Origin of the sequence: Streptomyces sp. NBC_01485 (assembly GCF_036227125.1) — a bacterium.
Classification (GTDB): Bacteria; Actinomycetota; Actinomycetes; order Streptomycetales; family Streptomycetaceae; genus Streptomyces.
On the sequence record NZ_CP109435.1, the window covers coordinates 3,004,800 to 3,026,662 of the forward strand.

Annotated in this window: 20 protein-coding genes and 3 tRNA genes; 9 read left to right on the forward strand and 14 right to left on the reverse strand. The window is 65.8% G+C overall.

The genetic code is table 11. From position 1 onward, the window contains the following. Positions 1-57 precede the first annotated feature (57 nt). From OG352_RS13855 to OG352_RS13870, 4 genes are read left to right on the forward strand one after another with little or no spacing between them, the layout of a single operon-like run. Entirely contained in the window at positions 58-2,823 is a 2,766-nt protein-coding gene (locus OG352_RS13855; RefSeq protein WP_329217061.1) for a Z1 domain-containing protein, read from the forward strand. Continuing rightward, positions 2,820-3,830: a PD-(D/E)XK motif protein gene (locus tag OG352_RS13860; RefSeq protein WP_075662451.1), complete on the forward strand. Its 1,011-nt coding sequence runs from the start codon at positions 2,820-2,822 to the stop codon at positions 3,828-3,830. Before OG352_RS13855 ends, OG352_RS13860 begins: the two co-directional genes overlap by 4 nt. Beyond that, complete coding sequence (locus tag OG352_RS13865; protein WP_329217062.1) at positions 3,823-5,892, forward strand: AIPR family protein; 2,070 nt, start codon at positions 3,823-3,825, stop codon at positions 5,890-5,892. The genes OG352_RS13860 and OG352_RS13865 overlap by 8 nt, the downstream gene beginning before the upstream one ends. 4 nt (positions 5,893-5,896) lie before the next feature. Next, positions 5,897-6,529, forward strand: coding sequence for a hypothetical protein (locus OG352_RS13870; protein ID WP_329217064.1), 633 nt, complete (start codon positions 5,897-5,899; stop codon positions 6,527-6,529). A gap of 133 nt (positions 6,530-6,662) precedes the next feature. Here OG352_RS13870 and OG352_RS13875 read toward each other — a convergent pair whose 3' ends face one another. Then, the gene (locus OG352_RS13875) at positions 6,663-6,851 is read right to left on the reverse strand and encodes a hypothetical protein (protein ID WP_075662457.1); all 189 of its coding nucleotides are present in this window, start codon (positions 6,849-6,851) and stop codon (positions 6,663-6,665) included. A 56-nt stretch (positions 6,852-6,907) separates the two neighbouring features. On the opposite strand from OG352_RS13875, the gene OG352_RS13880 reads away from it, so the two are divergent. Next, positions 6,908-7,381, forward strand: a complete 474-nt coding sequence (locus OG352_RS13880; RefSeq protein ID WP_329223818.1) for a very short patch repair endonuclease — start codon at positions 6,908-6,910, stop codon at positions 7,379-7,381. Here OG352_RS13880 and dcm read toward each other — a convergent pair. The 9 genes from dcm to OG352_RS13925 form a co-directional block, all read right to left on the reverse strand. Next, a complete protein-coding gene (gene dcm, locus OG352_RS13885; protein WP_329217066.1) occupies positions 7,368-9,302 on the reverse strand; it encodes a DNA cytosine methyltransferase in 1,935 nt (644 codons plus the stop codon). The two genes, OG352_RS13880 and dcm, sit on opposite strands and share 14 nt — an antisense overlap. Positions 9,303-9,780: 478 nt before the next feature. Further along, the gene (locus OG352_RS13890; RefSeq protein WP_329217068.1) at positions 9,781-10,227 is read right to left on the reverse strand and encodes a hypothetical protein; all 447 of its coding nucleotides are present in this window, start codon (positions 10,225-10,227) and stop codon (positions 9,781-9,783) included. Between the two features lie 85 nt (positions 10,228-10,312). Beyond that, positions 10,313-11,758 carry a methyltransferase domain-containing protein gene (locus tag OG352_RS13895; protein ID WP_329217069.1) on the reverse strand — a complete coding sequence of 482 codons (1,446 nt, stop codon included), beginning with the start codon at positions 11,756-11,758 and terminating at the stop codon, positions 10,313-10,315. Then, positions 11,755-12,417 carry a ParB/RepB/Spo0J family partition protein gene (locus tag OG352_RS13900; RefSeq protein ID WP_329217071.1) on the reverse strand — a complete coding sequence of 221 codons (663 nt, stop codon included), beginning with the start codon at positions 12,415-12,417 and terminating at the stop codon, positions 11,755-11,757. Before OG352_RS13900 ends, OG352_RS13895 begins: the two co-directional genes overlap by 4 nt. Positions 12,418-12,474: 57 nt before the next feature. After that, complete coding sequence (locus tag OG352_RS13905) at positions 12,475-12,759, reverse strand: hypothetical protein (RefSeq protein WP_329217073.1); 285 nt, start codon at positions 12,757-12,759, stop codon at positions 12,475-12,477. Positions 12,760-13,287: 528 nt separating this feature from the next. Further along, on the reverse strand, positions 13,288-14,205 hold the full coding sequence (locus OG352_RS13910) for a class I SAM-dependent methyltransferase (protein WP_329217074.1): 918 nt from the start codon (positions 14,203-14,205) through the stop codon (positions 13,288-13,290). Between the two features lie 10 nt (positions 14,206-14,215). After that, a complete protein-coding gene (locus tag OG352_RS13915; protein WP_329217075.1) occupies positions 14,216-14,533 on the reverse strand; it encodes a hypothetical protein in 318 nt (105 codons plus the stop codon). Between the two features lie 66 nt (positions 14,534-14,599). Beyond that, complete coding sequence (locus tag OG352_RS13920; protein WP_329217076.1) at positions 14,600-15,769, reverse strand: ParB/RepB/Spo0J family partition protein; 1,170 nt, start codon at positions 15,767-15,769, stop codon at positions 14,600-14,602. 255 nt (positions 15,770-16,024) lie between these two features. Beyond that, a complete protein-coding gene (locus tag OG352_RS13925; protein WP_329217079.1) occupies positions 16,025-16,195 on the reverse strand; it encodes a hypothetical protein in 171 nt (56 codons plus the stop codon). Positions 16,196-16,535: 340 nt separating this feature from the next. On the opposite strand from OG352_RS13925, the gene OG352_RS13930 reads away from it, so the two are divergent. Beyond that, positions 16,536-17,063 (forward strand): hypothetical protein, encoded by a 528-nt coding sequence (locus OG352_RS13930; protein WP_329217081.1) that lies wholly within the window; start codon positions 16,536-16,538, stop codon positions 17,061-17,063. 5 nt (positions 17,064-17,068) lie between these two features. Next, a complete protein-coding gene (locus OG352_RS13935; RefSeq protein ID WP_329217083.1) occupies positions 17,069-17,839 on the forward strand; it encodes a hypothetical protein in 771 nt (256 codons plus the stop codon). On the opposite strand, the gene OG352_RS13940 is transcribed toward OG352_RS13935, so the two are convergent. Beyond that, positions 17,828-18,787 carry a recombinase family protein gene (locus OG352_RS13940; RefSeq protein ID WP_329217084.1) on the reverse strand — a complete coding sequence of 320 codons (960 nt, stop codon included), beginning with the start codon at positions 18,785-18,787 and terminating at the stop codon, positions 17,828-17,830. The two genes, OG352_RS13935 and OG352_RS13940, sit on opposite strands and share 12 nt — an antisense overlap. Positions 18,788-19,277: 490 nt before the next feature. Between OG352_RS13940 and OG352_RS13945 the strand changes: the two genes are divergently transcribed. Further along, positions 19,278-20,861: a tyrosine-type recombinase/integrase gene (locus OG352_RS13945; RefSeq protein ID WP_329217086.1), complete on the forward strand. Its 1,584-nt coding sequence runs from the start codon at positions 19,278-19,280 to the stop codon at positions 20,859-20,861. A gap of 128 nt (positions 20,862-20,989) precedes the next feature. On the opposite strand, the gene OG352_RS13950 is transcribed toward OG352_RS13945, so the two are convergent. From OG352_RS13950 to OG352_RS13960, 3 genes are all read right to left on the reverse strand, one after another. Beyond that, a tRNA-Ile gene (locus OG352_RS13950) sits at positions 20,990-21,063 on the reverse strand. A gap of 168 nt (positions 21,064-21,231) precedes the next feature. Continuing rightward, positions 21,232-21,304, reverse strand: a tRNA-Asn gene (locus OG352_RS13955). Between the two features lie 6 nt (positions 21,305-21,310). Further along, positions 21,311-21,383, reverse strand: a tRNA-Asn gene (locus OG352_RS13960). Between the two features lie 158 nt (positions 21,384-21,541). Here OG352_RS13960 and OG352_RS13965 point away from each other — a divergent pair. Beyond that, on the forward strand, positions 21,542-21,847 hold the full coding sequence (locus OG352_RS13965) for a YtxH domain-containing protein (protein ID WP_329217087.1): 306 nt from the start codon (positions 21,542-21,544) through the stop codon (positions 21,845-21,847). The last annotated feature ends 16 nt before the right edge of the window (positions 21,848-21,863 follow it).

A 21,863-nucleotide genomic window follows, 5' to 3' on the forward strand; every position in this document is an offset into this window, starting at 1 on the left:
GTCAGTGGTCGCCCCTACCCTGCTCGATACCGTTCCAAGTTCCGCTGGAGGTCCCACGTGAGCGCCGTTCCCGACGAACCCATGGCCAAGGCCACACGCCTGGTTCTCGGATTCCTGCCACAGGACCGTCAGCCGAAGCCGGAGGAGGTGCAGAACGCGGTCAACGCCATCTTCGGGATGCTGGCCGCGCAGGGAGAGAACCTCGACCGGGACCGGCTGGCCAAGGAGATCGAGGCCATGACCGCCGTGTTCCAGGAGCGGTCCCTGGCACTCGTCGACCCCAAGGGCCACGAACCGTGGCTGCCCGAGGCGAAGAACGACCGTGCCTGGGACTTCTGGGAACGCTACCGGCGCTACCTCGAAGACGTCGCGAACCTTCCGCCGTGGGTCGTGAGGCGCCTGGACCAGAGCTCGGATGAGGTGCTCAGCCAGCTGGAGGACCCTCGCCGCTCCGGCCCCTGGCGCCGGCAGGGTCTCGTGATCGGCCAGGTGCAGTCGGGCAAGACCGGCCAGTACATCGGGCTCGCCGCGAAGGCCGTGGACGCGGGATACCGGTTCATCGTGGTCCTAGCCGGCATCCACAACGACCTCCGAAGCCAGACACAGCTGCGGATCGACGAAGGGCTCCTCGGGTTCGACACCCAGCACCAGAACCGGTCGAACGAGGACGGTCGTTCCCGCGCGATCGGTGCGGGAGCCATGCCCCTTGCCAAGAAGCTCGACATCGCGTCGCCGACAAGCAGCGCCGAGAAGGGGGACTTCGGCCTCGCGACGGCCAAGGCCATCAACTTCCCCCTCGGCAGCTTCCCCGTCGTCCTCGTAGTCAAGAAGCACTACAAGATCCTCGAGTACCTGCGTAACTGGGTGATAGACGTCCACGGCACTGAGGACGAGAACGGCGAGAAGGTCGTGAAGGACCTCCCTCTGTTCGTCATCGACGACGAGGCCGACAACGCCTCGATCAACACCGTCCGTGACCCCGAGGCAGACCCGACCAAGACCAACGCCGCGATCCGCAAGCTCATGAAGAGCTTCGACAAGGCCGCGTACGTCGGGTACACGGCCACCCCCTTCGCCAACATCTACATAGACCCGGACGTGGACCACGACGTCGCTGGAGAGGACCTCTTCCCCGCCAGCTTCATCCGCAGTCTTCCCTCGCCGTCGAACTACCTGGGTCCTGAGCGGGTCTTCGGGCTCCAGGTCGACGACGAGGACGAGGCGGACGTGCAACCGCTGCCACTCGTGCGCCACGTGGACGACGCGGACGCCTGGCTCCCCACCAAGCACAAGTCCGGTGACAGCCCCGGCGACAAGCTCCCGCAGTCCCTGCGCGACGCCATCTTCTCCTTCGTGCTCGCCTGCGCGGCCCGCCGGGCGCGCGGGCAGACGAAGGTCCACAACTCCATGCTGGTGCACGTCACCCGCTTCACCGCGGTGCAGACCCTCGTACGCGACCAGGTCGACGACCACCTGCGGCTCATCGTGGACATGATCCGAGACCGGTACGGGAAGGGCCCCGAACTCCGTGCCGAACTCCGGGCTCTCTGGGAACGGGACTTCGTTCCCACCACGGACAAGTTCCCGGCTGACGAGGCGGAGCCCCTGACCTGGGAGCAGGTCTCCGAACAGCTCCTTCCTGCCCTCAGGAAGATCCAGGTCAAGACGGTGAACGGCACCTCCAAGGACGCGCTCGACTACTACGAGAACCGGAGGAACGGCCTGTCCGTGATCGCTATCGGGGGGCAGAAGCTCTCCCGCGGCCTCACCCTGGACGGTCTGACCGTCAGCTACTACCTCCGCGTGTCCAAGACGTACGACACCCTCCTCCAGATGGGCCGGTGGTTCGGATACCGCCCCGGCTACGAGGACGTGTGCCGTCTGTACACCACGCCCGCGCTCGAGGACGCCTACGTGGAGGTCACCGCCGCGACCGACGAACTCCGCAGGGAGGTCGAGGAGATGGCGGCGCTCAGCCTCACCCCGAAGGAGTTCGGCCTGAAGGTCCGGTCCTCTTCACTGGGTCTCACGGTGACCGCGGCAAACAAGATGCGGCAGGGAACGAAGATCCTTCTCAGCTACTCCGGTGAGGGTCCCGAGACGGTGATCTTCAAGCTCGCAGCCATCGAGAAGAACTACAAGGCCCTCGAGACCCTCGTCCGTCGGCTGGACGGCGTAGCCGAGCCGGCCGTGGGAGCTCCGGGCGGCAATGTGCAGTGGGGGGCGGTGCCGCCCGAGATCGTCTCCGAGTTCCTTGCCTCCTACGAGGCTGACCGCATGGCTCAGCGGGTTCGCCCAAGGCTCATCGCGAAGTACGTGGAACAGTGCGCGAGAGTGGGCGAACTGGGCAACTGGACCGTGTGTCTGATCGGTAGCACGACGTCGAAGGCACCACGGGACATCGCCGGACACACTGTCGGCCTCGTGACACGCAAGGCGCTCAACGACGCCTTCAAGGCCGAGGGAAGGTACACGATCCGCCGGGTGCTCAGCCCGCCGGACGAGCTGATCGGCCTCGACGATGCGCAGGAGGCTGCGGCACGTGAGGCCGCGAGGAAGGCCGCGGAGCAGAAGGAGAAGGCGTCGGCCCCGAAGACGCCGGCGGGCCCGCACATCCGGCGGCAGAGGCGAACCGACCAGGGCCTCCTGCTCATCTACCCCATCGAGCTGCCGCAATCGGCCGACGGCGAGTCGACGACCCCCCTCGTTGGCTTCCAGGTGAGCTTCCCGCACTCCGAGTACCAGTCCAAGACCGAATACATCGCCAACACCGTCTGGCTCCAGGAGGACATCTACACCATCGACGAGGAGGACGAGGCGTGACGGTCACCGAGGACGAGTGGCGTGAGCTGGAGAGCCCCCAGGAGACCCCGGGGCGGTCCAGCCTCCGTCTGCACCCAGAGTCCCCGCTCGACATCTTCCTCTCCGTCTCCCACCCCGGCCGACAGCGCATGCTGGTCCTCCGGGCGGACGCCCGCTCCGCAGATCCGATCGTGCGCTCGGTGGGCCGTCTTCCCAAGGCAGCCGGGATCGAGATGAACCTCAGTGCGGTGTCCCGGGTCGAGTACGAACTCCAGGTGATCCTGACCGCGAACGAGCTCCGCGAGGTGTTCAACCCGCTCGTCGCCGACGTCGCCGAGACCGCCAAGGCCGCTCCGGCCGCCGCAGAGGCCCTGGCAGCCGCGGTGGACAGGTTCGGGAGGTGGCAGGACCTCCTGCGTGCCGTAAGCAGGGACGGGCTGAGCGCCGAGGCCCGTCGTGGACTCTACGGCGAACTCCTGGTACTGGGTGACGTCCTCCTGACCTCGCTGGCCCAGTCTGAGACGGTCGAGGCATGGACCGGTCCCACGGGGACCAACCAGGACTTCCAGCTGCCCGAGGTGGCGATCGAGGCCAAGGCCAGCGTCGCGAAGCGCCCCCGGAGCATCCGGATCGCCAGCGAGCGACAGCTGGACGGGACCGGGACCCCTGCTCTGCTTCTCGCCCTCGCGCAGCTCGACGAACGACGCGGTGGATCGGGAGAGAGCCTGAACACAAGGGTGGAGGGCATACGGCAGCAGCTCACGAGCCCCGCCGCTCGCGTCCGGTTCGACGGTCTACTCATCCAGGTCGGCTACCTCCCCGGACACCATGACCTCTACGAAGAACCCCGGTACACCCTCCGCGAGCTTCGGTTCTGGCATGTACGGGAAGGCTTCCCCAGGCTGGTCGAGTCGGACCTGCCCGAAGGAGTCGGCGACTGCACGTACAACGTGAGCACCTCGGGTCTGGACGCCTACCGCGCCACGGCCGACGAGGTGAGGGAACTGATCGGGGGGTCCCATGGCTGAGCTCGACCTGGCCGAGTTCTCGCGGAGCCTTGTCGCCGATGTCCAGGCGACAGCTGACGCCGAGGGGACGACCACCCCAGAGGCGTTCACTCGTCGGGTCTTCGAGGACCTGGAGCAGGCCGGCGTCGTGTCCAACACCTTCACCGCCTACCACAAGATGCACGGCCACGAGGTACACGGTTACGGCATCGGCGAGTCAGGCGAGTCCCTGGACCTGTTCGTGACCGACTTCCAGCTGGCACCGCTGGAGACCAAGCTCACGAAAGCCCAGACCGAGACGTCCTTCAGACGGCTTCTGGCATTCGTTCAGCGTTGCCGGGACGGGCTGCAGCAGCACATCGACGAGTCCTTCGACGTGTACGACATGTGTGCGGCGGTCGAGAAGGCCCTTACCGAGGTACAGCGGATCAGGCTCTTCCTGCTCAGCAACCGGGTGAGCACCTCGACCGAGCTCCCGGTCTCGCACTTCGACGGCCTGCCGGTGACCCACGAGGTGTGGGACCTGGCACGCCTGCACCGTCACGCGACGTCGGGCGCCCTCGGCGAGCCCATCATGGTGCCCTTCAGCCCCCCGCTTCCCTGTGTCTCCGCCCCTAGTTCGGAAGAGGACCACTCAGTGGTCCTGGCGGTCATACCCGGAGAGTTGCTCGCCGAGTTGTACGCGGAGTACGGCACCCGGCTCCTCGAACTCAACGTCCGTTCGTTCCTCCAGACCCGCGGAGCGGTCAACCGGGGTATCCGGGAGACCCTTCTGCACGCACCAGGCAGATTCCTGGCCTACAACAACGGGATCACCGCGACCGCGTCGCAGGTCGACTTCGTGAGGGGCCCGGACGGCGAGCCGACCCACATCTCCGGAGTACACGGACTCCAGATCGTGAACGGCGGTCAGACGACAGCCTCGCTTCACTACGCGCGGAGCCGCGACAAGGCCGATCTGTCCCACGTCCGGGTCCAGATGAAGCTCACGGAGGTGGCGCCCGAGCGGCTCGCGGAGATCGTTCCGAAAATCTCGGAGTACTCCAACACGCAGAACCGAGTGACCCAGGTCGACTTCAGCTCCAACCACGACTACCACGTGGACATGCAGCGCATCACCCGCTCCCTGTGGGCTCACGCGACGGACGGCAGCGGCCAGGAGACCCACTGGTTCTACGAGCGTGCACGCGGCCAGTACACGGACGAGCTCGCGAAGGCCCGCACCCCCGCCAGGCAACGGCAGTTCAAGAAACTGAACCCGACGAAGCAGAAGTTCACGAAGGCGGACCTCGCCAAGTTCGTCCACTCCTGGAACCAACTGCCGTACCACGTGAGCCGCGGAGCACAGAAGAACTTCGTCGAGTTCATGGTCAACCTCGACGAAGCGCCGCCCCGCGTCGACGTCCAGTACTGCCAGCGGGTGATCGCAATGGCCATCCTGTTCAAGGCAGTGGACCGGATCGCCGCCATCCACGGAGCCGGCAGCCACAAGAGCATGATCACCACCTACACCGTGGCTCGCCTGTCCCTGGCGACGGACCGAAGGATCGATCTCGACCGGATCTGGCGAGAGCAGGGCGTCTCACTAGTGCTGGAGGCCGCGATCCACGATCTCTGCCCTCGCGTCATGCGGGCGGTGACCACGCCGCTTGAGGGGAACCACGTGGGCGAGTGGGCCAAGAAGGCGGCCTGCTGGGACGCTGTGTCAAGGGTGCCCTGGACGATTCCTCGTGCTCTGGTGTCGGAGTTGTTGGACCATTCGCTGGACGAGGCGGCACTCGCCGGCGGCGACGGTGATCACGAGGGGGCGGCCGAGGCGGTAGCACTGATCCCCTCCGACGAGTGGTTCGCGATCGAGCGATGGGCCAAGGAGACCCGCAACCTCGAACCCTGGCAGCGACAGCTGACCCAGTTCGTCGGCAGGCGCCTCGAACTGGAGCAGGAAGTTCCCGAAACGCAGGCCGTCCAAGCCCTGCACGCTCGTACCGAGGCACTGCGGCTGGGATTCACGCCCAGCCGTAGCCGGTGGTTCGCACCTCATGCGAGAACCACTGACATGTCAGAAGGCAGTTCGCCAAGATAGAGCCATGATTCCCGAGTTCGATGTGGACATCCGTCGCGACTACGACCTGAAAACGCTACTCACGGGCCTGAGCGCAGAAGACGTGGCCAGAGGCTTCACGGAACACCACGAGTACGAATGCCTGGGGCTCCCGAGCTGGGAGGAGGCCGCAGAGTGTCTGACGGAGGAGGCCGCATTCCTCGAACGGGCGGGAAAGTCTGACGCGCCCGACGGGGTGGAGGCGCTCCTTGACGAGTTGCGGGACGCTGACGACATCGGCTACGCCGAACTGATGGCGTACACGTTCCGCTGGAACGATGTCGGGGTGGCAGGGCTCAGTTTGGCGCTCAGTGCCGCCCGGATTGCCACCTTCTACTCCTGCTCGAGCGGGCTCGACAAGCGTCATCACGCCTACCATCCGATGGTGGGTGCTGTGCCCGATCCTGAGCGCGCCGGTCTGCTCGTCCGGCTGATCGAGACACACGGCTGCGGCGTCGGTCAGAAGTACGGGCGTTGGTATATCAACGGGAGCTCCATCAAAGACATGCATGCTCTCGGTAGGGCGGTCCTACTTGCGCGCGATACCTTCGATGCACTGCCCCAGCCAGCGTGGACCGAAGGGCTCACCGAGCTGCTCGAGGAACTCGCCGACGAGTAGAACCGCTGATGGCCTTTGGCAACCCTGGCAGCGGCAGCTGGCCCGTTCGTCGACAGTCTCGAACCGGAGTGGCAAGGTCCCGAGACGTGGGCCGTTCCGGCCAGTGGTTCGCACCTCAGCAGCGCGCCACCACTCAGAGTGTTCCCTTCTCGATCAGGTCCTTGATCGCGTCCTCGGCCCTCTTGAGCACGATACGCCCGTCGCCATCACTGAAAGCAACGAGACCGGTGCCGGGTGTGATGCCGGCTTCTGCGAGCAGGCCGAGTGGCAGCTCTACACGTCCCTGGTCATCGACATGAAGTTCGGCTGGTTCTCGGATCATGAGGAGAGTGTGGCACTCTCCCTATCGGAGAAGGTCGACAGGCTGGGGCTGTGAACATGGCCGGAGGCAGCAGGACACCGGACCAGCAGTGGGTTGCCACTGCGGAAGGGGAGCACCTTCGCGGCCGGCGCGTGAGGGACACCAAGCCGGAAGTGGCACTCAGGAAGGCAGTACACCGGCTGGGCCTCAGGTTCCGTCTCCACAAGCGGGTGGCGCCACGGTGCACTGCCGACTTCGTGCTTCCCCGATATCACCTAGCGGTTTTTGTCGACGGTTGCTTATGGCACGGCTGTCCGGATCACTCTCCTGCGGAGTTCCGAGGGCCAAACGCCGCCCTGTGGCAGGAAAAGATCGAGACCAACAAGAAGCGGGACCGGCGCAACACCGAGCAGGCTGCGGCCGCCGGGTGGACTGTGGTCCGCGTCTGGGAGTGCGAGATTCGGCGTGATGTCCAGGGGGCGGCAGAGCAGGTGGCGGCGATCGCCGGCGCCGACAGGGCGGCGTCCCGAGGGCCGGTTACGCCTCGGTGACGGCTGCCAGTGTCAGCAGATCGTCTGCTTCCCGCCGGGGACAGTACGCGGCGAGCGGACATCCCGAGCACATGGGTTGCTCTTCCCGACAATGGTCCAAACCGATAAGGCGGATCGCCCCCATGCGGAGCGGTGCTTCCTCGCCCGCCCCCACGAGCTTCACCAGGTTGACGCGGCCCTCACTGAGCCGGTTCGGGTGATCCGTGTCCACGTCGTTTATCCGCGCAGCGACCCGCAGCGTCCCTTGCGCGACCAGCATGAGATCCTCTCCGATCAGCAGTCGGTAGAGGGATGCCTCGGCTGGCTTCATGGCCAGCTTGGCAGGTACGTCGAACCGCTTGTTCCACTGCCAGTCGTAGGGCTTGTCCACCAGCGGCGCCAAGCGGTCGACTCGGGCTCGGACAGGTGCCGTTGGCGCTGCGTCGACCAGCTTCTTGAAAAGAGTCGCGGTGAGCCGCTTCGACTTTCTGACCAAGGCCATCATGTCGGCCATCACGGCCGGCTTGGCCTTCGCTCCGGAGAGTATGGCCACGATGGCGGCATGAAGCGACACAGGGTCCTCGCTGGGGAGCTGATACCAGTCCCTGCTGTCGCGCCGCTGTTCCGCCCACACGGTGAGGGCGCTCCGGACCTCCCGCCAGTGTGGCCGGAGCCCGACGGTCTCCGGAGCCTCGTCACCAACGGGCTTCAGTACCGACGCGGCAGCTGCCCCCAGCAAGGGAGGTACGGCGTTCCCGATCTGCCGGAAGGCGTCACTCCGGGTACCGGCGAAACGGAACCGGTCCGGGAACGTCTGAACGCGTGCCGCCTCGCGCACGGTGAGGGTCCGCAGCTGCTCCGGGTGGATGTACCAGTAGCCGTCCTTGGCGATGTGCGCGGTGATCGTACGGCTGAGTTCGTCCCAGGCCAGCTTCTTGTACTTGTCCGTATAGTTTGTTGCGCTGTACCGCTGGTACTCCATCTCCTGCTTGGTCAGCTTCTTGTGGAGATCCGAGTACTTGGTGTCGGACTCCATGACCTCGAAGATCCGATGGTCGTCTTTACGGACTCTCCGGGTCATGTGGTCCCAGATCACTCCACGAGGCGCGTCTTCCCGCATCCTCGTGGCGAAATCGGACAGATTGCGCGGCTTTCGGTACGTCAGGACCCGCTGTCCAACTCGCTCGGTGGGGACGACCTCCAGCTCGGGCAGGTCCCCGATGGCGTCGCGAAGGGTGGTGCGCTGCAGGTCGGGCTTCTGCCAGGCGAACTGGTCGACGTCGTTCCGGGCCAGGAGAATGAGACGCTTCCGATGCTGGGGGACTCCGTAGTTCCACGCGTCGACAAGTCGCACCTGTGTCGCGTAGCCCAGGTCCTCCAGTTCATCCTCGATCGTCCGGATGACGAAGAAGTCGTCGTGCAGTCCCATGTCGGGGACGTTCTCCATGAGGACCGTCCGCGGGCGGATCCGCTTGACCATGTCCAGGTAGGCGCTCCAGAGCTCCTTCCGGCGGTCCTCCGGGTCACGGCCGTGGTTCTTGACGAGGTCGCGAATCTTGTTACGCCCGGCCCGACTGAAGGGCTGGCAGGGAGGCCCTCCCGCCACAAGGTCGATCTTGGCAGGCTTGAGGATCTCCTCGAGCCTGTCGCGCTCAGCAGGGTCACCGAGGTCCATCTTCAGGCTGAGGCCCGAGAAGTTCGCCCTGTGGGTGTCCAGCGCCGGGTCGTCGAAGTCCACGGCGGCCGCGATGGTCCAACCTGCCTGCTGGACGCCGGAACTGAGGCCGCCGGCACCCGAGAAGAGGTCGACAGCCAGCCTCTTGCCCTTACCGAAGCCTTCAAGCCACTCCGGGAAGCCCTCGGGATCGCAGCTGTTCTCGTCTGGATCGAGCTTGAGGTAGTCGCTGCGTTCAAGGGGTACGCCGTACCATCCCTTCTTCACAGCACAGCCCTTCGTACGCCTGACATGAACGAGCACCAGGAGATCACAGATGCCCTGGTGGAAGCAACGATTCCGGCATGTTGATCAACGGAACTACCTGGGGTGACTGTCCTTGTTCCTCTCGGGCGCCTGCGACGAATGTGCAGACTCCCAGGCAGTGACTCTCGGACCGGCGTTCCGTTGCACTCCGCAGCGGTCGATCATAGTGGTCCCCGCCGACAGTGTTGCAGGCAGGGTCGGTTCGGGACGCTACCGCCTTCACTCGATCTAGCTAACGACACCGAGGGGCTGAAGACACCTTCGAGTCGTTGCCACGTCATCGCAAGGACCGGGTAGACGCTGCCGCCGCCCGTGGAGCGCCGGATCCTACTCGGGGGACCGCTCGCAGACCCCGTTGAGACCTCTGGTCACGGGACGCGAACGAGCCAGAGACGGAGAGGGCCCGGAGTCGGAATCCGACTCCGGGCCCGAACGGATGTCACAGCAATGACATCTGCTCACCTTCTCCGGGACGCCGCGGCGGCACGTACTCGGGTGGGGCGTTCGGCGCGTTGCGCTCCGTCCGTAGCCACCAGGCGAACTGGTAGTTGCGGCAGGTGCGGAATCGGTAGGACTTTCGGCGTGGTTCGCTCTCTGGGATGTTGTGCTCACCCCATCCGGTGATGGGGCGAGCATTGTCGAGGTGCACGTACAAGCCGGGAACCAGGGCGGGCCCGTCCCACTGTTCTCCGGGTGCGCCTTCGAAGGCAAGGTGCGCGTTGTCGCTCCACTTCCAGGGGTTGGGCAGCGCGCACAGGTACCAGGCCAGGGGCGGGTTGCGCTCGGGGAGTTCGAGAGTCTGGTGCCGGCGGCTGATGTCGAGCCGGGGGCGGTCGGGCTGGCCGAAGCTGCGCAGGCAGTGGTGGTCGAGGGCTACGTGCCGCACGCCTGCCAGCCACATAATGTGGTATCGAGTTCGAGATTCAATTTGGACCTGTATTCGCTGCGACATCCGTTCCCCATTTACCCGTTTAATTGGCGAGAGATTCATTTCTCCCTACTACCAATTTTATCAAATTTTCCACCAATTCCAGATGCCTGTCATGCCGGAAGCCATTCGGGTAAGGCATGTTGAATTCCTCTTCAAATGCCTTCTCGTATTCCTCCTTGGGGAGCGCGATGGGGCGGCGGCAGGTGGCCTTGATGTTGGAACCGCTGAGGTCGGTAACCTGCACGTCCTCGAAGTAGCGGCGGAGCAGCGGCTCCAGGGTCTCGGGGGTGTGGAAACGCAGCTTCTGCCACTTCCCCTTGACGAAGTTCATCTCGACGTTGTCCTCGTCGAGGAAGCTCATCTTCGTGGTGGCTGTCTGGGAGGTGACCCGCTTGGCCTGCTCGTCCCGGAGTTCGCGGGCGAGGTTGCGGGTGCCGAGGCACACGACCCCGTCCGTCGAGCAGAGGGCGTTGACGGTGGTCATCACCCAGTGCTGGTAGTCGAGGGAGGTGGTGGCGTTGATGACGGAGTCGAGGACCACCACGTCGTACAGGCCGTTGGCCTGGATGTCCTTGTCGATGTCGCGAATCATGCCGACGACGGCCCGGATGTCGACGGCGTACGAGCCGTCCCGGCAGCGGTAGGGCTCGTAGTCGTGGATATTGAAGCCCTTGGCGCGCAGGTGCTTGGCGTAGTCGCCGTACCCGGCGCCGAAGTCCACGACGCGATGGGTGGGCTTGAGCCAGGGCGTGACCAGCTGGTCCCAGGTCTCGGAGCCGTAGGCGAGCTTTCCGGCCTTGGCCTTGGAGGAGAACTTGCGGAGCCTCTTGGGCTGCACGATGTGCTGGTTCCACACCGGGGCCTTGCTCTCGATGGCCGTCCAGTCGTAGACGCCGTACTCGCCCGTGAGGTCGGCGTGGAGCTGGGCGGCGTCGGCCGACGTGACGGTCCAGGCGAGGAGGTCGAAGCGGTTGATGGAGGCAACGACGGCGTATTCGGCGTTGAGGACGATCCGGCCCTGGTCGTCGATGACCACGCTCCCCCAGGGGCCGTGGCCGGCGGTCATGTGCCCGATGGCGTTGACGAAGGAGAGGTTCTTCCGTTCCGCGACCCGGATGGACTGCCATGGAATCCACGACCAGGCGCCGATGACGCCGGGCTCGGCGTAGACGATGCTGGCCTCGGTCTCGACCCGGTTGTGCAGCAGGTTGAACTGGATCTCGTCCTGCAACCTGACCTTCGTGCCGAGCATGACCGCGGGCGTGTGCGTCAGGCCGATGGCATGGAGGCCCTTGGTTCTCTGGTGGCCTGCGACCAGCGTGCCGTCTGCGTTGAGGATGACGGGCTTCACAACGCCGTGGCGACGCAGCGACGCCTGAAGCCGGACGAACGCCTCCTCGCTGAGGCGGCGCGGGTTGTAGTCGGCGGGGCGAAGTCGGTCGAGCGGGTACGCCTCGTAGAACGTCGTGGTGGGGGCGCTGCTCATGCCGCGTCACCCTCCTCATGGGCCTGCTGCAAGACGTGCCAGCCGAAGCCGAGGTCGCTGTTGGTGTCGTCCACGAACTTCGTGTAGATGGCGTTGAGGGCTTCGACCTCTTCGGAGGTGATCCGGACCCGCTTGGACTCCCACTGGAGGTAGCCCCACTGGAGGTAGTCGACGGTGGCTGCGGCACCGGTGCCCGCGCCGTCGGAGGTGAGTTCCAGCGTCTCGGGAAGGGAGGTGTCGTCGAGAAGCCGGTCCACGCTCTCGCGGTCGTAGCCGGTACCGGCCAGGTCCGGGATCTCCGAGAGGATCTCGGCCAAGAGCACGCTGTCGTATCCAGCGAGGTCGTTGGTCCGGTTGTCTACGATGACGATGCGAGCCGCCGCGTCGTCATCGACGTTGACCCAGGTGACGGCGATCTGGTCCCAGCCGAGCTGCTGCGCCGCCGCGTAGGTGTGGTTGCCCGCCAGGATCTCGTTGTGGCGGCCTGTGTGCGTGCCCTTGTTGACGACGATCGCGCGGTACTGGCCGTTGACGGTCAGCGATTCGGCGATCGAGGGGAGGTCACCGTTGCGGGGGTTCCGGTAGTACGGAGTGAGGTCCGCGGTGGGGACTGCGAGCGGCAGGAGCAGTTCGGGGATGTTGGCGGGCGTCGGGGTCACTGGGCTTCCCTTGTGTAGGCCGTTCCCCGCGCCCTACAGCTAGTTCAGACTAGACGATCACGCCGGGCCGCGGCGGTCGCCGGAGCGAGGGTTCAGCTGGTGCGTCAGTCGCCGACCGCGCACCCATCGCTGAACGTGATGAATGGCGGCGGCCACCAGCCCACAGCCGGGGAAGGCCAAGAGGCTGGCGAGAAGGATCCCGCCGTCGCCGAGCTGCACAACGACCCAGGCGACAACGGCGATGGCCGCCATGAGCAGGACGGCCATCGCGTCGGCGGCGAGGCGAAGGAAGGCGCGCATCACCGGTTGTTGCAGCGGCAGATACCGGATGGCAAGCACCACGAATCGCAAGATCGGCACCACACTGCCCCAGGTACGGGAGGCGTCCGGCGCTCCGGCTCTGCGGGCGGTGTCTGCTTGGCGGTCATGCTCTATGTCGCTTTCGTCGTCGGGGAGTTGCGGCGGCTTCGAGATCCGCGAGGTGCAGGGCCGCGTCTGGATCCGGGCCTCCTCGGACTTCGAGGCCCGGGTCCCGTTCAGCGAGGGCCCTGGTCGGCGTCCCATCCCGCTCGACGAGGAGACGTTCGTACAGCTCGCGATCCTCTGGGTCCCCGGCGAAGTCCTCTGTGTTCATGGCGCTCCTGAGTGCACGGGGACCCGCCCCCGACGTGAGGCGGGGACGGGTCCGGTCGTGATCGTGGATCTTGGCGGCGCTCCGGCGGCTCCGCTCAGTCGCGGGGCCGGTGCCTGGCGGGTAGGGCGCGGGGGATTGGCCACCCGCCAGGCACCGAAGGGGAGTGCCGCATGCCACGGCACGTTGGTGAGCCGGTTCCTCGGCTGAGGCCGCCCCCACCAACGAGATAGACCGTATCACGCACCAGTGTTGGGATCTATCTTTGGCCATGGTGCAGCCCCGTACTCGAACCCGTCGAGGGGCGCTGTGCCGTGGGCTGTCGGCTCGTCCGTGAAGAACAGCCCCTGCTGGGCCGCCGCGGGCTTTGCAGTGAAGTCCTCGGGCCTGGGTGCCTGGGGGTTGAACCGAGAGGGCGGCGCGGGCTCACGGACCGGGATGACAGCGACCACCGTGGACACGCCGATCGGGAATGCGTCGTCGGGCAGTTCCGTGATAGTCCCTCGCGCCTCCCGAACCCGTGCCCGGAAGTCCTTGGCCTTACGGTCGCTCCGGTAGGGGAGGCTGCCGTACATGACGGCCACGACCAGGCCGCCCGGCTGGACGAAGCGCAGCGCCCGCTGGACGTGCCGGATGTCCTGCCGGTCAGCGAACGGCGGGTTCATGATGACCCGCTGGTAGCGGCGCCGCACCTTCACGTTGAAGAAGTCGGCGGCCGTGATCTCGCGGGCGTAGCCGCCGGCGCGGATGTGCTCGGCGCGAGCGGTGTCGAGTTCGATGCAGTCGACTACGGCACCGCGGGCAGCTGCGGCCTCAGCGATGGCGCCGCGTCCGGCCGACGGCTCCAACACCTCACAACCGGCTTCGAGTTCCGCCAGGTCTAGGAGCTGTTCGACAAGGGGCTTCGGCGTGGGGAAGTACCCGCGGTCGACATCGGTGATCACCTCGCCCGTGGCAAGCAGTCCCGCGATGGCGTCGGCAGCGGCGAAGGGGAAGATGTGGGCGCGTTGGTAGCGGTTCCAGGTGCCGCCGACCGCCTGAAGGGCCAGGTTGACCCGGTCGTACAGTGTGCGGTCGAGCTTGCCGTTGAGACGGAGCGTCAGACCGTCAACCGTGGCGGAGCGGATGACCTTGAGAACGTCGGTATCTATCTTCACGGTTGTTTCCTCACTCGCTGGCGGTCTTGGCCTCGGCGGCGAGCAGCGCCGCTTCGAGCTCGACCAGTCGGGCCGTGACCATGAGGTGGGTGCGCACGTACACCGAACTACCGGCACCCTTCATGAGGTCGGAGGCGGCGAGCAGGGTGAGGTTGTACGCCTCATTCAGGGCGGCCCCGTCGTTGTCACGGCGCGCCTTGAACAGGTGCGTCGCAGCCTCGCGGACGAGTTCGGCCACGTCGGAGTCGTACTCCTCAAGGGCGTTGGCCGAGGCCGGCACGTCGAACAGGTTGTGGTTGATGTTGCGCATGGCCTGGATGTCGTTCATCGCTGTGGGGCTCCATAGAGAAGGGGGCGGCCCGCTGAGGGCCGCCCCGGGATGGGCAAGTCAGAGTCAGGCTGCGACGGCGACCGGCTCGGCCGCCGCCTCGGCCTCGATGTCGTCCCCCTCCGGCTCCGCCGGGCTCTCGGGCTCCACGTCAGCGGCAGGGGTGGCCTCGGTCTCCGCGTCGGCGTCGGCGGCCGGGGCGGCCTCCAGCTCCGGGGCAGGCTCGGCCTGCGTCTCCGGCTCGGCGTCGCCTGCAGCCGGGTCCAGCTGGGCGAGTACGGCATCGGCCTCGGCCACCAGGTCGGGCGCTGCGGCGGCGGGGTTGACCATGATCTCGCTGGCGTCGGCGTGAGCCTTCGCCTGGCGGAGCTGGAACCGGGCCTTCTGCACGACGTCCGCGACCCGGTCCATCTGCTCAAGCCGCTTGCCAACCTCCCCCGCCAAGGCGCGGGCCAGCTCCATGGGGTCCGCCTTGCCGATGCCGTCCAGCAGCGCCCACATCCCCTCGATCGCGTCGAGGTCGCTCTTGGTCTTGGCCTGCGCGCGGCTCCGCTCGGCCTTCTCCTCGGGGGTCATCTCGTCGACGTCGACCATGGAGTCCTGCGTGGCCGCCTTCTCCTGCTTGCGCATGGCGTAGGCGATGTGGACGAGCTGGTTGTCGTTCTTGTCGCCCTTCTTCCAGTCCTGGAAGACCGCCTTCTGGTTGTCCTTCGAGAGTGCGGCGATCTGGACGGCCGCTTGGGTGCCGATGTGCCCGAGGTCGACGGCCGCCTGGATCTCGGGGCGCAGAGCGAGCAGGGCCAGGCGCTGGTTGACGAACTGGACCGACTTGGAGAAGGTCTTCGCGACGCTGGCGGGCGTGGCGCCCTCCTTCTCGTCCAGGACCTTCTTGAAGCCGCGCGCCTCCTCCAGCGGGAGCATGTCCTCGCGGTTCAGGTTCTCGGCCATGGCCTTCTCGAAGGAGTCCATGTCGCTGATCTCGGACTCGCCCTCGGCCAGCAGGATCTTCGCCTCGATGGTGATGTTGTCCGCGAGTTCGTTGGCGCGGAAGCGGCGCTCGCCGGCCACGAGCTCGTAGCCCTCCTCCACCTTCCGGACGACGATCGGCTGGAGGAGGCCGTGTTCCTTGATCGACTCGGCCAGCTCGTTCAGCGCGTCCTCGGCGAAGGCCTTGCGGGGCTGGTTCGGGTTGCGGTGGATCTGGCGCATCTTCAGGGTGGCGTACTTGTGCGACATTTCGAGCTCCAAGAGGTGAGTGGGGGCTTCTTCTTTCCCCCTCCTTCTGGTTCTATTCTATATGCATTCGAGGGAGGGGTCCACAATTTTCGAGAAGTTTTTGCAGGTCAGCGACCCAGGGCGACTCCGCCGCCCACCGTGGGGCGGGCAAATCGAAGGCGTCACGGCCTTGATGACCTTGGAACGAATCTATTTGCGCGTCAGACCCGTGAGAGCGGGCCCCTCACGGGGCCCGCTCTCGGCTACTCGCGTAGATCAACTCGCGGCAGCGCCACTCGCACGCTCCATGTCGCAACCGACGCGTTTCGCGTCAACGATCGCTAAAGCCCCCAGTGCGGCGAACGCAGCCTCGTCATCCAGGATGACGTTCTCCGTGCCGCCCGACTCCTCCAGCCGGGCCAGCACTCGATCCAGCTCGATCCCCACCCGTACCCTCCCCGCGTTACAGCGTTCCGCCCCCATAACGAGCCGCGGCCCACTTAGATCCCCACACAGGCGAGTTAGCGGCACACATCGAGGCCCATTTGGGTGCCCGTCGCGATCTTGCACCCAAGGAGGCGGTAGAGGGGTGGCGGCCCCGCATGCCGAGCACACGCTTACTACGCCTGACTTATAGATCTTGCTTCGAGCGTTACCTAATGTCAACCAACATAGACATTGTGCTGCCTCACCAGTCACTGCCGCCTCACAGGGATACTGAGTGCGCACCACATCCACCGTCCAGCGCCAGGTCGGGCCTGCCGCATCACTAGGAGTAGCCAGCACCATGCCGCTCGGCCCGGACACCCCTCTCTCCAGCAAGCTCGCTGTCCTGATCGGCAGGAAGCTCAGGGCGGATGGGAAGACCCTGAGCACGCGCGACATCGCTGCCGCCACAGCCGAGACTCCCGGCGGCAAGCCCGCGATGACGCACCAGGTCGTGAACGACCTCCTGAACGGCGTCAAGTCGAACCCTTCGAGCGCCCAACTCTGCGGCCTCGCACGGGCGTTGAACTCTCCGGTAGCTTACCTACTCCCCGGTTACAACGGATTGACGTCCCTGTCGGTCTACGAGGAGTACCAAGACGCGCGCGAGGCACTTCGGCTCATCCATGACCTGGGCGACGCCGGAGCTGCCGAACTTCTGGAGGCCGCACGTGAGATCCGTCAGCGACACGGACACAGCGATCTCGCCGTCCCAGAGGTGCCCGAGCCTCTTCCGCCTGCCCCGGAACCACCGCGGCCAGGCCGGCGGAGGCGTCTCAGCTTCACCGAAGCGGCTGAGCGCGCCGTCTCCGACCTGGAAGGAACCTGAACCAAATGGACGGCATAGTCTTCGGCCTGTGCGCTCTGATCGGCCTGGCGGGCACCGTGCTCTCGGCTCGGGAAGCCTGGCGTCAGCGTGACCGAAGCGACTACCGCGTAGCCCGTTTCACCCGAGCCGTGGCCATCGGCATCTGCACGGTGGGCGTCACCCTCGCCGTCCCGGCGATAGAGGACGTGATCGAGTCTGCGACCGGAATGAACAACGCCGCCAAGCTCGGGGCGCACATCTGCGCAGTCGTATGGTGCGGAAGCCTTCAGCTGATGCTCGTGGACTGGTCCTACAACCACGAGGTGTTGAAGGCCAGCTTGTACGCACGTGTCGCCTTCGCGGCGTGCGTCCTAGCGGCGATGCTGCCACTGTTCGTCGGCACCACCAACGAGACAGTGGAGTTCACGACCGAGTTCGCCACGGTGCCAGGCGTCACCGTCTACCTCATGGTCTATCTGGCCTACGTGGCGATCACCTGCGGCGAGATCGCGTTCCTGTGCACCGGGATGACTCTCGTTGCCCGGCGCGCAGGACACGCCTGGACGGCTCGCGGCCTCGCCCTGTCGTCGATCTCCGCGCTCCTCGGAGTGGCCTACGCCGCCAGCAAGGGGTCATACCTGGTGACCCACTACCTGGGCCACCCGTGGCCGCTGCGGTACGAGGAGATCATCTCCCCACTCCTGGCCGGGCTCGCCGTGATCTCACTGATCACGGGGCTGACCATGGCGATGGTAGGCAGGCGGCTCGCATCGCGGGTGGCGGCCTCAGCCATCTGACATGCCGGACAGCTTGCGCCAGTGAAGGACGACTCGTCCCGGCTCGATTGTCCGGACGCCGCGGGCGCTCGCGGGGAAAACCTCGATCTTCTCCAAGAGAAGCAGCGTGATGGCTCTCTTCGACGCGGTGGGTGCAGTGTTCCACCACTTCACCAGGTCCTTGGCATGGCCGAGTGAGAAGTTCGCCATCTGCTCCGCGTACCGAAGGCGCGGACGGATGTCCTTGAGGTTGGCCGCGATCTCGCGCTCTCCGGCTACCAGTGCCTCGCTGCTGATCTCGCGGTTGCCGTAGAGCCTCCCGAGCTCCGACTGGCGGCCCTCCAGGTCCGTGATGTCCCGCTTGAAGTTCTCAACCTGCTTGCGCACAGCGGCCTGGGCCTTGGCGATCGAGGCTCGGATGCCGGGCTTGAGGAGTTCCGCCACGACGTTCTCTCCGACGTAGTCCTCCAACAGCTCGGCATCAATCCTGACCTCACCACAGCCACCGTGCCCGTTCTTGTCCTTCGGGCGACAGCGGTATCCGGGCGTACCCGAATTGGTACGGGCGCCCCCGAGATCCTGTGTGCACTTGCCGCAGGTGCTGCCCCCGCCAGTCAAGAGATAGTCGTACGCGGGCTCCGCATCCTTCGTACTGCGAGCCTTCTCCCGCTCTAGAAGAGCCTCGAACTCTTCGCGCGTGATAGCTCCGGGGTGACCCGCGTCGACGAGTTCGCCGTCATCGTCGTAGCGCAGTCCGGCGATCGCCGGGTTGCGGAACAGGCGTCCAACCGACGCGTCCTTCCACTCCCCTCCGAGCGTTCCCCGGTAGCCCTCACCGTTCGCCCAAACCGCAACGTCCTGGTTGGACTGATTGCTCAGCGCCCGGCTCACCATCTGGCGGAGCGGGTCCACTTCGTCGTCACGTAGCCGACGACGTGAGGCGTCATCGAAACCGTAGAGCCGTGGCATGCGGTGGTCCGTTCTCGTCTCGTGCGCCCGTAGCCGCCTGATCCTAGGCCACGGCACATGTCCGAGCTATGGCCCAGCGAGACCGCCAGACTCAGGGCTACACAGATCACTGCACCAGTGGCGTCACCCCGAGCACTTGCCAGAGTGCAGCAGTGGGGACTCTCACCGTGCCGCCCAGGGGGAGCGTCTGCACGGGGAAAGACCCCTCCTTGATCAAGTTGTAAGCCTTGTGCGTGCCGATCCCGAGTGCTCGCGCAGCCGTCACAACGTTCACGGTCGGCGGCAGCGCGAGTAGTTCCTCCAGGGTCATCGAACTGACCCCGGCGTCCGTAGCTACAGATGCGTCCTTCGTTGTCATTCCCGTTGTCGCGTTCTCCCCCACGCCAACGTGCCATAAGGATACGCCAACACTGGAGTGTTGGGGCAAGATAGGCATCGGTTCGACAAGGACCGACACAAAAGATCCACATGCCACCACGCGGGGAGAAGCGTGTCAGACATCAGCTACTTCAAACGCTGCCAGTGCAAGGCTCCGGCGACAGACGACGCCGGGGAGCCCATATTCAAGATCGACGGCTCACAGAAGATGAAGGACATCGGCCAGACCTGCCCCAAACTCATGAGTAAGGGCCACGGGACGTGGTACTTCGCCTTCGACGTAGATCCCGGAGAGGGGGGCAAGCGGCAACGCGCGCGGCGGGGCGGGTTCGCGACCAAGGACGCAGCGAAGGACAAGGCCGTCAAGGTCTACCGCGACGCCTTCGGCGGGACCGACGTGCTCAGCGATACCACCGTCGGTGAGGACCTGCGGTCCTGGCTCAAGCGCAAGAGGAGCCTGGCCCGTACCACGCGCCACGGCTACGAGGAGCACATCGACCTCTACCTCGAACCGCACCTCGGTCACGTCAAGCGGCGCGACCTCAGGCTGCGCCACATCGAGGCCATGTACGACGCGATTGAGCGTCAGAACGCCTTGCGCCTCATCCACCACGCCCAGGTGGTCGAACTGCAGGATGCTCGCGACGCCGCCTACACGACCTGGGTGCGCGCCGCAGGCAAGAAGGAGGACCGCCGTGCCGCACGCCGGGCCTACTTGGATGCCAACGCCGCCCTGCGGGAGGAGCGCAAGGGCAAGCGGAAGATCACCAGCGCCGCGACCATGCACCGGATCAACGCCACCCTCAGCTCGTTCCTGGGAATCGGCATCAAGCGAGGCGAGTACTCAACCAACTGGGCCCAGTTCGTCGAACTTCCGGCAGCCAAACGGCCCAAGCCGCTGGTGTGGACACCAGAGCGAGTTGAGCAGTGGAGACAAACGGGCGAGAAGCCAGGCCCGGTCATGGTCTGGACCCCCGAGCAAACTGGCCAATTCCTGGACTTCGTGAGCGACGACCGGCTCTACCCCCTGTGGCACACCTTCATCTTTCTCGGCCCTCGACGCGGTGAGATGTGCGCCCTGCCGTGGCCGGAGGTGCATCTGACGAGCCGATGGCTCCGCGTCTCCGCCCAGATCGTGGAAGTCGCCTACCGGCTGTACGGAGAACCCCCGAAGGCCGACAGCGTCCGCACGATCTCTATGAGTGCGGAGTCGGTAGAGGTGCTTCGCGCATGGCGGACCGCCCAAGAGCAGGAACGGACTCAGTGGTCCGGCGTGCGGGCCTGGACCGAGTCGGACCGGGTCTTCACCCAGGAGAACGGCGAGCCCTACCACCCGGACTGGATCAGCCGACGCTTCAAGCGGCTGGTCGAGCTGTCCGGGCTCCCGCCCGTCCGCCTGCATGACCTGCGCCATATCTCCGCCACGCTGTCGCTGCTTGCGAAGAACGACATCAAGGTGGTGCAGGAGCGTCTGGGCCACAGCTCCCGTCAGATCACATCGGACACGTACACCAGCGTCCTGCCGCAGCTGATGACCGCCGAGGCAGAGTCGACCATCGCCACGGTGCCGCGCGCCGAGCGCAAAGCCAGTCCCAAGAAGGATGAGGAGGGGGCTGAGGAGCCGGCCGAGGACTCCACGGCAACATCCGAAGTGGGCGACTCGGCCCCTGACGAGGGCCCCGCGCAGGCGGCATGACCCCTCTGGCCCCTGGCTGGCCCCTGGATCATGTTTTCTTGATCCACTAGATCCGCCAAGATCTCTCAAGTCACCCGACCCGCCAGCTAAGTTGCTGGTCAGAAGGTTTCTCCTCGCGTAGCGAAGAGTGGGGCGGGTGGGACTCGAACCCACGGCCGACGGATTATGAGTCCGCTGCTCTAACCGGCTGAGCTACCGCCCCATAGCGGCGTGTCGCGTACATGTGTGCGCGCCGTCTGCCGCAGCATAGCCGCTCATACGATCTCACGCTTCGGCTGGTCGACCTTGCACGACCATGGGGACCGCGCCCTGGCCTGCACGGTTCCCGCCGACATGAAAAAGGACCCCCACGGGGCCCTCGTTCACGCTGCTCTCCCGACTGGACTCGAACCAGTAACCTGCCGGTTAACAGCCGGCTGCTCTGCCAATTGAGCTACAGGAGATCGAAGCTCCCCCGACTGGACTCGAACCAGTAACCTGCCGGTTAACAGCCGGCTGCTCTGCCAATTGAGCTACAGGGGAATGCCTCGTTGCATCGAACGTACCTACCTGGGTAGTGGCCAGGAAGCGCTCGCTCGCTGCGACACATACATTAGCGCAAGCTGGGGGGTGCTCCGCCAATCGGTTCCCCGGCGCCGGCCGTCATGCCGGGGACGTACACGAGGGAAAGGGTGGCCGTCATGCGCTACAAGCTCACGTTCGCCGTCGGGCTGGCTGTGGGGTACGTACTGGGCACGCGTGCCGGACGCGAGCGGTACGAGCAGTTGAAGAAGTCCGCTCGGCAGGTCGCCCAGAACCCGGCCGTGCGCAACACCGCCGAGACCGCGGCCCACCAGGGCCGTGAGTACGCGGGCAAGGCGTACCACGCGGTCAGCGAGAGGGTCGGCGACCATATGCCCGAGTCGGTGGCCGGCCGGGTGCGCTCGCTGAAGGAGCGCAGCGCCCACAACGGTCGGGGCGACGACTGGGGTACCAGTAACACCTGAAACACCTGAGCGCCCG